The organism is Microcystis aeruginosa NIES-2549, assembly GCF_000981785.2.
Lineage (GTDB): Bacteria > Cyanobacteriota > Cyanobacteriia > Cyanobacteriales > Microcystaceae > Microcystis > Microcystis aeruginosa_C.
Genome location: NZ_CP011304.1, coordinates 3,585,514 through 3,598,621 on the forward strand (window position 1 = coordinate 3,585,514; position 13,108 = coordinate 3,598,621).

9 protein-coding genes and 1 pseudogene are annotated in these 13,108 nt (G+C 41.5%); 7 read left to right on the forward strand and 3 right to left on the reverse strand.

The annotated features are described in order from the left end of the window. Positions 1-143: 143 nt before the first annotated feature. Positions 144-1,847 (reverse strand): solute carrier family 26 protein, encoded by a 1,704-nt coding sequence (locus tag myaer_RS17725; protein WP_046663835.1) that lies wholly within the window; start codon positions 1,845-1,847, stop codon positions 144-146. A 299-nt stretch (positions 1,848-2,146) separates the two neighbouring features. Then, a complete protein-coding gene (locus myaer_RS17730) occupies positions 2,147-4,111 on the reverse strand; it encodes a flavin-dependent dehydrogenase (RefSeq protein WP_046663041.1) in 1,965 nt (654 codons plus the stop codon). Positions 4,112-4,256: 145 nt separating this feature from the next. Between myaer_RS17730 and myaer_RS17735 the strand changes: the two genes are divergently transcribed. From myaer_RS17735 to myaer_RS17745, 3 genes are all read left to right on the forward strand, one after another. Beyond that, positions 4,257-4,499 (forward strand): hypothetical protein, encoded by a 243-nt coding sequence (locus myaer_RS17735; RefSeq protein WP_046663042.1) that lies wholly within the window; start codon positions 4,257-4,259, stop codon positions 4,497-4,499. Between the two features lie 7 nt (positions 4,500-4,506). Further along, a complete protein-coding gene (locus myaer_RS17740) occupies positions 4,507-5,322 on the forward strand; it encodes a DUF2993 domain-containing protein (RefSeq protein WP_046663043.1) in 816 nt (271 codons plus the stop codon). A 272-nt stretch (positions 5,323-5,594) separates the two neighbouring features. Next, positions 5,595-6,275 carry a GerMN domain-containing protein gene (locus myaer_RS17745; protein WP_046663044.1) on the forward strand — a complete coding sequence of 227 codons (681 nt, stop codon included), beginning with the start codon at positions 5,595-5,597 and terminating at the stop codon, positions 6,273-6,275. Positions 6,276-6,319: 44 nt separating this feature from the next. On the opposite strand, the gene myaer_RS17750 is transcribed toward myaer_RS17745, so the two are convergent. Then, positions 6,320-7,381, reverse strand: a complete 1,062-nt coding sequence (locus tag myaer_RS17750; protein WP_046663045.1) for a mechanosensitive ion channel family protein — start codon at positions 7,379-7,381, stop codon at positions 6,320-6,322. A 28-nt stretch (positions 7,382-7,409) separates the two neighbouring features. Between myaer_RS17750 and myaer_RS17755 the strand changes: the two genes are divergently transcribed. The 4 genes and pseudogenes from myaer_RS17755 to myaer_RS17770 all read left to right on the forward strand — a co-directional run. Further along, positions 7,410-7,892 carry a c-type cytochrome gene (locus myaer_RS17755; protein WP_080949780.1) on the forward strand — a complete coding sequence of 161 codons (483 nt, stop codon included), beginning with the start codon at positions 7,410-7,412 and terminating at the stop codon, positions 7,890-7,892. A gap of 339 nt (positions 7,893-8,231) precedes the next feature. Then, on the forward strand, positions 8,232-10,385 hold the full coding sequence (locus myaer_RS17760) for an O-linked N-acetylglucosamine transferase (protein ID WP_046663046.1): 2,154 nt from the start codon (positions 8,232-8,234) through the stop codon (positions 10,383-10,385). Between the two features lie 17 nt (positions 10,386-10,402). Continuing rightward, positions 10,403-12,568: an O-linked N-acetylglucosamine transferase gene (locus tag myaer_RS17765; protein ID WP_046663047.1), complete on the forward strand. Its 2,166-nt coding sequence runs from the start codon at positions 10,403-10,405 to the stop codon at positions 12,566-12,568. Positions 12,569-12,580: 12 nt separating this feature from the next. Beyond that, positions 12,581-13,081 (forward strand): annotated as a pseudogene (locus tag myaer_RS17770) (O-linked N-acetylglucosamine transferase, SPINDLY family protein); the annotation flags it as partial. Between the last annotated feature and the right edge of the window lie 27 nt (positions 13,082-13,108).

Here is a 13,108-nt window from a genome sequence, read left to right on the forward strand (position 1 = left end):
AGCCGAGTTTTCAAGGCTTCGGCCGTGAGCTCAGGCTTCGACGGTGAGCTCAGCCGAACCGCCGAACGGTGCTGCGCCGTCCACTTGGTTTTCGAGACTGGCCTTTTAATTCTAACGTAAAGCCAACCTAGAACGGCGGGGTTTCAGACCCAAAATTTCCGATGAAACGCCTCGATCGCTTCCTCTAGGGTTGGATAAATACGTTCGGTCGAGATCGTCTCGGATAGGTCTCCTTTTTTTAATTGCTGATATAAATCTTGCTTCACCCGCGCCATGGCAAAAGTAATACCACGGCCGATTAATTCTCGATGTAATTCTTTCAACATATCGACCGCCGTAATATCGATATCTAGAATCGCTTCGGCATTGAGAACGAACCACTCGACGGGGACTTGCTCCGCTTCGATCGCCGCTATTGCCCGTTTGCGAAAATTCTCGGCGTTGGCGAAACAGAGGGGCGCATCGTAACGGTAGAGAACCAATCCGGGGATCGTCGTCGCGCCCTGCCAATCCTCGATGTCGTGCAGGCCCGCCAGATTCGGCACTTCCCCCAAAACCGCATCGTGTGGTCGCATCAGCCGCGTGAACAGATCGACCACCGATAACCCCACGGCAACCCCTACCCCGACGAGGATATCGGTGGCCAGGACACCGAACATGGTGACGAGCGCCAATCGGAACTCACTGGTTTTGAAACAGCGCAGACGGTTGAACTCCGAGATCTCGATCAGACGGAGCGCGGCGTAAATCACGATCGCCCCTAGGGCCGCTTTCGGAAACAGGGATAGTAGGGGACGTAAGAACAGGAGTACCAAAATCACGATCAGAAAAGCCACCAGGGAAAACAGTTGCGATCGACTGCCCAGGGAATCGCCGATCGCCGTGCGACTGCCGCTACTGCTGACGGGAAAGCCTTGCATGATGCCGTTACCGATATTCAGCGCTCCCAGGGCGAGTAATTCCTGATTGCCATCGATGCGATAGTCGTTTTTCGCCCCGAAGGCGCGTGCGGTCAAGACGTTATCAGAATAGCCGACGAGGGCGATACCGATGGCCGAGGAGAGTAAATAGACGAATTGCTGGGGAGAAAAGCCTCTCGGTACTTTCAAACTTGGTAAACCGGCGGGAATTTCCCCGATCACGGCGATGCCGCGCTCGTTCAGATGGAACAAATATACTGCCGATGTGGCCAGTAGAACCGCGAGTAAAGGACCGGGGGCATTGGGAAAGCGACGTTGTACCAATAGCAGAAAAATTAAAACACCGGCGGCAAGAATCAGCGTTGGTGGGTGAATCTCCGATAAATGTCGGGAAAATTCCCCGATCTGTCCGAAAAGTGATTCCGCTTTTAGTGACATCCCGCTAATTTTTCCCAACTGACCGACGATCATGATCACCGCTACCCCGGCCATGTAGCCGACGAGGATCGGTTTGGAAAGGAGATCGGCGAGAAATCCCAACTGGGCGAAAGCGGCGAGGCAGCAGACGCTCCCCACGAGTAGGGCCAATAGACTGCACAGACTGGCGTAGTTGCTACTATCCCCGGCGACTAGGGGCATGATAGCGGCGGCGGTCATTACTGCCGTTGTCGATTCCGGCCCGACGGAGAGTTGTGGTGAGGAACCGAGCAGCGCATAGATAAGCATGGGCGGTAGGATCGCCCATAATCCGGCGATCGGTTGTACTCCGGCCAGTTCCGCGTAGGCCAGACATTGGGGAACGAGATAGGCTGCGACGGTGATCCCCGCGATTATATCTCCCCGCAACCAGGCGGAGCGATAGGATCGCAGACGCTTTAACCCGGGTAGGGAAAACTGCTCGCTAGAAAAATTTAATCGAGTAACCATCGTCATATCTTCTCCTGTCATCGAAAAGGTCCCGAAAATATCGCCACCGGCTCAACTGGCGGTAGTAATAATTTTTCGCTGGTTTAACCCGGTTTTTTCTAGTTTATTCTGCTTGCATCGGAACCGAGAAATTTACTCGCCCAGGTCTTAGTCATACCAAATTAAATTGTATTCAGTAAGGATCAAGGGAAATCCTGTCAGAGAAGCAACCCTCTGGAGGTGTTAACTTCTTAAACAATTCATCTACTTTGACTTCTAACGCGCTTAGGGTGATGGGAGCGTCAATTGATAAGTATTCTCTAATTTCTTAAGCCATAATTAAAACTCAATAACTTTAACCAGAGGCGGGGATTGTCTTTTTCTAGCCAGCTTTGGGAGTTTTTTAACCATTGGGGAAACCAGGAACCAAAAAACAGATTTTTGACTCCATCAAGGCTAAAATCGAGATAGGAACCCAACCAACGAATTAAATCCTGACTGCCAGCCATTTCTGCTATCCATAACAGTAAAGCGGGGTTTTTTCTGGCCGCTTTAATTGCTAAACGGCTAAAGGTTAACCAATCGGTTTTATCTTTAATAAAGGTTTCGGAAACCTCCGGCGGTTCGTCGGCCAATAAACCGAAAAATGTGTTTAACATGGCGTTGATTCTTTGGGGTGGTAAGGTTTTTCCTGTGGGAACCATCATTCCTTTAGAAAATAACCAAGTTACCGCCACATTGCTTTGATAGGCCCGCACATTTTCTAGGTCTTTAGCTGTTAGTAAATTGTGTTTCAATGCCATATCCAAAAGATCGGTTAAGCGCTCTAAATTACGCACCAAAGAACCGAATCCAGTAAAGATTAAGGGTGATTGCAGGGAGGCGGCATCACCGATGGCTAAAATGCGATCAAAGGAGACAATTCGATCTTTTTTTCCTGTGCTGAAATGCCCGGGTATATAACCAAAGGTTGGTTTTTTCCAAGTTAATTTTTCTGGGTCACACTGTCGATATTCGGGCAGAATAGTAAAGAAATCTTCGTACATTTCCAACAGAGAACCGGGATTATCGGGATGGACTTGATGATAGTGAAATAGATAGAAGGTTAATTCCTTTCCTTCCCCCGGAAATAATTCCCAAATTAGTTGTCTGCCTTTAGAAATATCGCCATGGGAATTTAAGACATCGCCATAGTGAGAATCCCACACCACCGGCTCGAATCCTTCTACTACTGCCCCCACCGTCGGACAGACACTATCAAAGGCACGCACTCCGTTTAATTGCCAAGCGATGGGAGAGGCGGAACCCATCGCATCAATCAATAAACGACCTTTTATCTGTTGAATTTCTCCACTGTGATTGAGGGTGACAGTAACACTATTAGCAGTAATATTAGCCTTGATAAATTCTGTTTGATCGAGAATTTTACCGCCATGATCCTGTAATTTTTTACCGCAGGATTGCAGCAATTTATCGGAATTAATGGCGATATTTAAAACTGTGGGAGTATGGAGAATTTTTGCTTTCAGATGGGGGGGATTATTGCCATCAAAAAACTTATTAAAGCCATCGAGGTATTCTTGGAAGATTAATTCCTCGAATTCTTCGGCAGTAAATAGGCCTAAATTAATTAAACTTTGAAACTCCGATCGAGAGATATTCCATTCCCGATTCATCCGTCCGAAAGGCAGTCTTTCTACTAAGAGGACTCGATAACCTAATTTGGCCATCTGTGCCGCATGAATTGCCCCCAAGGCACCACCAATATAAATTAAGTCGTAGGCGATGGGATGATCATTTTCCTCACTGCTAGAGAAAATTACCGGCTGCGGTTGTTGGGGATTTTTGGCACTGTCGCGCCAACGTTTTTCCCACCAGTACAAACGTTCTAAATCCGCCTCCCCTTGGGGCATTTTGCGGAAGTAGTGAACCGTTAGGGGATAGTCCGCTTCTAAAGCTGTAAAAATTGACTGATTTTTTTGATCGATGTTTGGTATCGTGGTATACTGCGGCGGGAAACGCTTTTGTAAAGCTCGATCGAGCTGCCGAGTTAGGGATGTTTCTAGGTAATGCGATCGCTCACCCCAGCGGAAAACTTTTAAATAAGTAGTCCGTTGCAGCGTCCAGACAAAGATCGACAATTCGAGCGCCTCCGATAAGCGCAATCTCACCCCGTTAGGTGTATTTGTCTTGACACCGCTGGCCGGTTGCCAATCGGATTGTAACCATTGACAAACGGCGCTCGAGTCAGGAGTCGGAATTTCTCTGTAAAGGATTTCTCTCATCTTGATTTAGTTATTACACCCAAAAATATCCAAAAGTACCAGGTCAAAAATGGTCTGATTACGCTAGACTACACAAAAAGTTTTCTGAAAAAAGTTTAAAAAACTTTACATACCTAGATTAATACACAGCCTACCCCATCTGATTATGAATTATCCCATCCCGACTACCCCCGAAGAAATTGCCGCCCTCCGACAGCGCCCCGTGGATGAGGAGATGATCGCTGCCGTGATTGCGGGAATCATTAGAATGGCCCGCGCTCAGGGTCAATCTCTCAATGATCTTACTGAAGAAATTCTCGCAGAAGACCAGGTTTTAGATCAAGTGCAGCGACGTTGGTTAAGTCAGCTTTTGACTAATGCTTGGCAAAATTTAGCTGAATGGGTGTAATTGAGCGATGGAATGGCTAACAATCACTCTCGCTAGTGTTTTGACCCTGTTAACTCCCGCAGGGGCAATTATCGATCGGGTTTTAGCCGATATCCTTCGCTCCCAAGTCCAAAAAGTGGAACAATTGGCCGTGAGGGTCGATAATACTCCCAATTATCAGGCTCTGCAAGGCAAAATCGATCGAGTTCGCATTTCTGCACGGGGAATTTATCCCCTTGCTGATGTTCGCATTGAGAAGATCGAGCTAGAAACTGAGCCAATTAGCCTCGATTTGCGGCGATTACAGCAAAAAAACGGCAATTTAGCCGCCTCACTGCGCCGACCGGCTGCGGGGGCGTTGCATCTTGTCCTCACGGAAACTAATGTTAATCAAGCTTTACAATCGGCAGCGGTCAAAGGGCCAATTCAGACCCTGATTAATAATCTGATTCCCTCTAGGGAAGAATTCGGTATCACAAAATATCAATTTAGTCAAGCAAATTTTAACTTTCTTAATAATAATCGCGTCGCTCTGAGGCTGCAGCTGGAGACCCAAAGGCTGGACGAACCAGCAGCCAGCCTCGATCTTAGCCTAGAAGTGGGATTTAAGCTAGTGCAGGGGCGAAAAATCGAGCTTATTGACCCCACAGCCACTCTTAATGGTCGTCGCCTCTCCTCGCGCCTTCTCAAGGGGTTTGCCGAGGGTATATCCACCCAGTTAGATTTAAAAAACTTCGAGAAACAAGGAATTATCGCCCGCCTTCTCCAATTGCAGATCGACGATGATAAGCTGAGTATAGCCGCCTTTGGCAGAATTGAGCCTCGATCGGGGAACCCTAATTAAATTTAACGGTCAGAAAACAGGAGATATTTCAGTAATCAGTAATCAGTAATCAGTAATCAGTGAAAAGACACCAGGAAACTGCTATTTAATACTGCTCACTTAAAACTCACATCTGATAAGTACCTAAGCAAAATTAATTACACATTTCGATAAAGCTTTTGCATGAGTGCCTCTTGCCTATCTTAACTAGGAAATTTATTTTGCACGACTACTTAACTGATAACTGATAACTGATAACTGATAACTGATAACTTAAAACTGATAACTGAATTATGCCTAGTTCTCGCTCTAGTGATAAAATCTCTTTGCCTTGGATAATTGGTATCGGCCTCGCTTTATTTACTGCTGGTGGGGCCACTGCTTGGTTTGCCGTCCATCACCTATCTTCCTCCCAGAAAACTAGCGAAAACCCGATTGAATCTCCCAGTCCAGTGCCGATAAGTAAATCGCCAATTGTTGAACCAGTTTCTCCGGGTCCAGTGAAGACAAGTCCGACAGCAACTCCTGCAGCTATTCCTGTTAGGGAAACTCGACAGGTTTATTGGTTAAAAGTGACCGATACGGGTAATCAATTAGTCAGCCAAAAAATTACCGTTCAAAAAGCCGATAGCCGCGACCGAGAGTTAACAGCAGTATTGAAGATTCTATTAGCCGGTCCAAGTAATTCTAAGGATATGACTACTATTCCCCCCGGGACTAAATTACTTGATTTAAAAGTAGATAAAACGGGAATTAAGATTAATCTCTCGCGGGAGTTTGGCAATGATGATGGTCCTGATATGTTAATCGGTCGTTTGGCACAAATCATCTATACTACTACTGCCGAGGATCCCAATGCCAAAGTCTGGATTCAAGTGGAAGGAAAACCCCTAGAATTATTAGGAGAAGGCCACGGTCTTGAAGTTGCCCAACCGATGACTCGTAAGTTTTTTGAGGAGAATTATCAGTTGTAAGTTGTCCGCGCATTTCAATTGTTTGTTGAGATAGCGAATTGAGGTTAACTAGGGGGATTAGTGGGGGGATAGGGAAAAAAAATCGGATAGGGAATTTTAATTCCTTCTTGCTGATAGCGTCGGTGTAGGAGTTTAATAAATTCGTGTTTAATGGTGAGATGTTGAAAAAATTCCTCTTCTACCACCTTGAGATAAACTGTCAGCAGGATACTATAGTAATCGAATTTACCATAACGGATCAAAGGTTGATAGTCACCGAGGTTAGGTTGCAATAACTGGGTGATTTCTTGTATAACTTCTCGCGTAATTTTTTCGACTTTTTCTAAGTCACTATCGTAACTAATGCCCACTTCCACGGGAACCAGTAGGGAGTGATCTGGTAAACTATAGTTACGGAAACTAGAAGAAATGATCTGAGCATTGGGAATGACCAAAAGATTATTGGTAATTTCTTCGACTACTGTGCATCTTAAATCCACATCTCGCACATAACCAGCTTCTCCCGTTCTCAGTTCAATATAATCTCCCGGTCTAACTTTTTTAGAAGTAATAATATTAATCCCTGACATTAAATTAGCTAGGGTATTTTGGAGAGCTAAACCGAGGGAAACACCCCCAATACCAAAGGCAGTAAGCAGCGGAGTTATCGAAATGCCAACCGAGCTTAAAATAAGCAAAAAACCGCAGCTAAAAATCAGAACTTTGGCGAGAAATTCAAATAGGGAAGTTAGGGAAGAAATGCCATCATCTCCCGTGGTATAAACTCGTAATATTTCCACGGATAATTGAGCAATAGCCCAAGTAGCCGAAGCTAAAAAAGCCACTAGCAGAAATTTTTGGCTCAGGAGAATCAGGGAGGGAAAGAGGGGAAGATTGGGAAGGGAGAGGGCAATATTTAAACCCAAAAGTCCGAACCAAAGTATGCTTAATCCACGAAGGGAACGTAAAACCCCTTCCGAGAAACGCAGGTTTTTTTCTCTGGCAATCGATAAAAGTTGACTGACAACGCGCTGTTCTACGAGCCATCCCAACAGCAGGAAACTGAGGACGATGGTGATAGGTAGGATAATATAGGGCCAATCTTCCAGTCTGGTTAATAGGTTCATTGCTAGAGGGTTAGAAAAAGATGCACTTTTGTCTTATATTATTCTCCATTTGCCTATCTCTAGCAGCGGCGGTGGAATTTTGGGGCAAAAAGTTGCAAAATGTAAAGAGAAACTCATCTTTCCTTCGGCAGCTTGCGTGAATAGTCAGTTAGTTAAACCAAAATTCGGGCTTTATCGATTCTTAATGGTTATAATCGTGGTTTTGTTCCTGATTAGCACCTTTTTAATCACCTTTCATCTGGCTAAGATGTCGGATCCCTACATTAAAGAGGTGTTATCCCGACAAGGCAATGTCAGTCGTGGTTACGAAATCTTTCAGATTAACTGTGCTGCTTGTCACGGTCAGTTTGCTGATGGCATCGTCGGACCGAGTTTAGAGGACGTTTCCCGTCGCAAATCGAGAATTAGTCTGATTGAACAGGTAATTAGCGGTAAAACACCGCCAATGCCCAAATTTCAGCCCGATACTCAGGCTATGGCTGATTTATTGGTTTATTTAGAAAATCTTTGAGAAAAACTGACTCTTGGCCCACATTGATGGTAAGTTAAGACGCATTTTCAATGTCTATCCTTAGAATTGTTGCCGTTCGGTGGTTCGGTTGAGCTTCACCGTCGAAACCTCTTAACAAGAGTGCCTCATCTTAAACAGCAATTTAAATGCGCGGGCAGCTTCATTGTATTTTTGTCAACGAGGGCTACTGTCAGATTACTGGATTGACTGCCATTAGGGCCATGGCTAGGGGATGGAGCTAGGTCTCTTTTCCCCTGAGCGACTGATAAATTTTACTTATATAGAAAAATTTTGCTTATATTTGGGTACGCTAGTAGAGACACTTAACGATAAATACTTATGTCTTGGCATTCCCAAGTTGAACCGGCAATTATCCAAGGGGATTTCTGGCAAGTTAGCCAATTTTACGAAGAACTGATAGAAAGAGAACCCCTAGAAATTAGTCATTATTGGTATTTAGGATTAGCCTATCTTTTGGAAGCTAGGGAAGAAGAAGCACAAACTACATGGTTATTCGTCCTCAGTCAAGGGGATGAACAGGAAATGAATTCGTGGACAGTAGATTTAGTCAATATTTTGGATGGGGAAGCGCGAAGACAAGTTGAGGTAAAAAATTGGCAATTAAGCTGGGTAATTCGTCAGCATATCTACCAGATAAATCCAGATAACCTAGAAAATTTATTATATTTAGTCCTGTTAGAAATTAAGCTAGAATATTTTTATCCCCAAAAACTTAAAGATTGGCAAATAGTTGATTTAATTAATTCGGACAAGTTAGAAAATTTCGATATAAATTTACTCTTACACACAATCTATAAACTTCTAGATTGGCCAGCGCAAGAAGTTCTGGATATTATCATAACCCTTTTAAAAATAGACTCACAACAATCGGCAATATTGGAAATTATTGAACAACATATTGAAAAAATTTATTATACCGATAAAACTAATGCTGTTATTTTGACTCTTAGCTGTCTAGATATTATACCCGATCACTTAGTACTTTTACATAAAATTCATCAATACTATATCGACACTGGTAACTTTGAGTTGGCCTTAGAAACGGCTAATAAAATCAAGAATTTATCCAATGATAAAGCTGCAAAACTGTATGGTATTTATCTGCTGCTATATACGGAAATTTTAGCAGGTAATTGGTTAAATATTGACAATAAAACCCAAGAATATTATCAAGCAATTCAAAATAATTTAGAACGGGGTCAATGTCCCATGAGCAATCAAGCTGAGGTTATTTCTATCACTTCTCCCTTAGCTTATTTAAAAGATGACTTAGTAGGCAATCGCTGGTTAACTAATCAGTTAGCTAAACTATTTCAAGAGGCAGTTAGAAAAAGATTTAATCAAGTTACTATCGAGTCTCAGAAGCCTAAAGATGTCAATAAAAAACTAAACATTGGCTATATTGCCCATACTTTACGCCGACATTCCGTCGGGTTTTTAAGTCGCTGGTTAATTCATTATCATCAACGAGATAACTTTAATATTCATCTCTACCTAGTCAATCAAGTCGAGGACGATATTACGGAACAATGGTTTAAAAATAAGGTGGATAAGTATAATAATTTACCAGCAAATCCCCAAATTATTGCTGAAAAAATTAATCAAGATAACATCGATATTTTAGTAGATTTAGATAGTATAACTAAGGATAACACCTGTCGAGTTATGGCACTTAAACCCGCACCAATTCAAATAACATGGTTAGGATTAGATGCCACAGGAATACCTGCTATTGATTACTTCCTTGTAGATAATCTAGTTCTAGAAAAAAATGCCCAAGAGTTTTATCAAGAGAAGCTTTGGCGCTTGCCTAACTGTTATCTTGCCGTGGATGGATTTGAAATCGGAATACCAACGCTAACCCGACAGGATTTAAACATACCAGCAGACGCAATTACTTATTTAACTTTGCAAGTGGGATTAAAAAGAAATCCTGCCACAATTCGCTTACAAATGCAGATTATTAAAGCAGTACCCAACAGTTATTTACTAATCAAAGGTGCGGGGAGTGAAAAGCTTATCAACGATTTATTTATCAGCATTGCTAAAGAGGAAGGAATCGATGAAAATAGATTGCGCTTTCTCTCAGGAGTTGCTAACGAAGAAATTCATCGCGCTAATCTCCAAATTGCCGATGTGGTACTCGATACCTATCCCTACAGTGGTGCAACCACTACTCTAGAAACTCTTTGGATGGGTATTCCTGTAGTGACAAAAGTTGGTCAACAATGGTCATCGAGAAATAGTTATACTTTTATGACTCATGGGGGAATTAGTGAGGGTATTGCTTGGAGTGATGAGGAATATGTGCAGTGGGGAATTAAATTAGGTAAGGATGAACAATTGAGACGCAAAGTTATCGCTAAATTAGATGAATCTAGACAAACTTCACCGATTTGGAATGCACGTCAGTTTACTAAAGATGTGGAAAATGCCTATCGTCAAATGTGGCAAATCTATTGTGAAAGTTAATCAGGGAGAATTAAATCATGTCTTGGCAAAATGAAGTTAAAACCGCTTTAGAAAACAATCAATACGATATTGTTAGTCAGTTTTACGAAGAACTGATAGAAAGAGAAACCACAGAAATTAGTCATTATTGGTATTTAGGATTAGCCTATCTTTTGGAAGATAGAGAAGAAGACGCACAAGCTACTTGGTTACTGGTGTTGAGTCAAGCAGCCGAATCAGAATTATCGGGGTGGATAAAAACTTTAACTCAAATCTTAGATGCAGAGGCAACCAGACAAGAAAATTCCCAAAGACTAGAGACAAGCTATCTAATTCGATTGCATCTACAAAATCTTAATCCTAGTTTTTTAAATAATCTCCTGCATCTGATGGAATTAGAAATACAATTCCAAATTTTTGCGATGGAAAAGTGCCATGATTGGTGTGTATTTGAACTGTTAGAGAATACAGCTACAGCAGCAATTAATCTTGATTTACTGCTGCGAGTGACGGAAAAAGTTTTAATCTACCCCTGTACTGATACCATCCACTTTTTAGAATTAGCAGCCTTACATATCAATAATCCAGAAATAATTGCAACCAAAGTTATATCAGCAATTGTCAATTATGCTTATCAACAAAAACAAAGTGTATTTGCTATTAATTTAGTAGAACTTTGTTTGCGCTTTCTACCGGAGGATTTATACCTACAAAATAGTTTGTTTAATCTTTATAAAACCACCACTATTGACTATAAAAAATCTCTAGAAATTGCTGATAATTTTTATAAAAGTTGCCAGACAACTACTGAAAAGCTCTTGGGAATTTCTCTAGTGATTGCTATTTCACAAGCTAAAGGAGACTGGGGAAATTTACCTAAATTTATTGATGAATTAATACAACTAATCGAGCGACAAATTAATGCTAAACAATTTAATGCACGTCCTTTTATTATTGACTCTATTTTAGGAGTTACTATCTGTCTTCCCTACTATCAAGATAATCCGAAAATTAATCGCTATTTACAAAGTAAACTAGCAGAAATTTTTCAAGCAGATGTAAGAACCCGCTATAACTATATTGCTCCTGTTTCTTCTCCAAAATCTCCAGCAAGAAAAATAAAAATTGGTTATATTGCCTATACTCTCCGTCGTCATTCTGTGGGTTGGTTAAGTCGCTGGTTATTTCACTATCATAATCGAGATAAATTTGAAATTTACACCTATTTTGTCAACCAAGCAGCGGATGAAATTACTGAGAAATGGTTTATAAATAACTCAGATTATAGCTATAATTTGCCCGCAAAAATTGAACAGATAACTGCCCAAATTCGTCAAGATAACTTAGATATTTTAGTGGATCTTGATAGCTTAACTAATAATACAACTTGTCTAGTCATAGCCCTAAAACCCGCACCGATACAAGTAACTTGGTTAGGATTAGATGCCTCTGGAATCCCTGCTATTGATTATTTTATTGCCGATAACTACGTTTTACCCGAAAATGCTGAAGAAATTTATTCAGAAAAAATCATCCGACTTCCTAACTCTTATTTATCTGTAGATGGTTTTGAAGTGGGTGTTCCCACTAGGAGAAGAACTGATTTAAATATTCCCGATGATGCTATTATTTATCTGACCGTGCAATCGGGATTAAAACGCACCTTAAACATGATTTATCTGCAATTGCAGATTCTTCAACAGGTTCCTAATAGCTATCTTTTAATCAAAGGTTTTGCCGACAAAGAAACCATTCGAGAATTATTTCTCAAAAGTGCTGACGAATTGGGAATTAGTCAAGATAGATTAAGATTTTTGCCCAATGATTTCAATGAGGAAACCCATCGCGCTAATCTAGGAATTGCTGATATAGTTCTCGATACCTATCCCTATAGTGGTGCTACTACAACCCTAGAAACCCTCTGGATGGGGATTCCTTTAGTCACTAGGGTTGGTGAACAATTTGCAGCCCGTAATAGCTATACTTTTATGAAAAATGCCGGCATTAGTCAGGGTATAGCTTGGAGTGATGAGGAATATGTGCAGTGGGGAATTAAGTTAGGATTGGATAAAAATTTAAGAGAGGAAGTCCGTTGGAAACTCCGAAAGTCTCGTCATACATCTCCCCTCTGGAATTCCAAACAATTTACCAGAAATTTAGAAACTGCTTATCAACAAATGTGGAATATTTATTGTCAATCTTAGCGGATAAAAACTATGCAATTGCATCAAGACATACAACCCCATTTAAACGACAATAATTATCAACTGGTATTGCAGTTTTATGAACAATTAATTGAAAACAATTCTCCAGTAATTGAGGATTATTTTTATCTAGGATTAGCCTATCTTTTACAAGATAGAGAAGAAGACGCACAAGCTACTTGGTTATTGGTGTTGAGTCAAGCAGCCGAATCAGAATTATCGGGGTGGATAAAAACTTTAACTCAAATCTTAGATGCAGAGGCAACCAGACAAGAAAATTCCCAAAGATTAGAGACAAGTTATCTAATTCGATTGCATCTACAAAATCTTAATCCTAGTTTTTTAAACAATCTCCTGCATCTGATGGAATTAGAAATACAATTCCAAATTTTTGCGATGGAAAAGTGCCATGATTGGTGTGTATTTGAACTGTTAGAAAATACAGCTACAGCAGCAATTAATCTTGATTTACTGCTGGGAGTGACGGAAAAGGTTTTAATCTACCCCTCTACTTATAGCACTTCTTGGAGCTATGAGGTA

Excerpts from the sequence above, each read along its gene's own strand:
- myaer_RS17750 (WP_046663045.1), bottom strand. The coding sequence starts at position 7,381 with ATGAACCTATTAACCAGACTGGAAGATTGGCCCTATATTATCCTACCT.
- myaer_RS17725 (WP_046663835.1), bottom strand. The coding sequence starts at position 1,847 with ATGGTTACTCGATTAAATTTTTCTAGCGAGCAGTTTTCCCTACCCGGG.
- myaer_RS17730 (WP_046663041.1), bottom strand. The coding sequence starts at position 4,111 with ATGAGAGAAATCCTTTACAGAGAAATTCCGACTCCTGACTCGAGCGCC.
- myaer_RS17745 (WP_046663044.1), top strand. The coding sequence starts at position 5,595 with ATGCCTAGTTCTCGCTCTAGTGATAAAATCTCTTTGCCTTGGATAATT.
- myaer_RS17735 (WP_046663042.1), top strand. The coding sequence starts at position 4,257 with ATGAATTATCCCATCCCGACTACCCCCGAAGAAATTGCCGCCCTCCGA.
- myaer_RS17740 (WP_046663043.1), top strand. The coding sequence starts at position 4,507 with ATGGAATGGCTAACAATCACTCTCGCTAGTGTTTTGACCCTGTTAACT.
- myaer_RS17765 (WP_046663047.1), top strand. The coding sequence starts at position 10,403 with ATGTCTTGGCAAAATGAAGTTAAAACCGCTTTAGAAAACAATCAATAC.
- myaer_RS17760 (WP_046663046.1), top strand. The coding sequence starts at position 8,232 with ATGTCTTGGCATTCCCAAGTTGAACCGGCAATTATCCAAGGGGATTTC.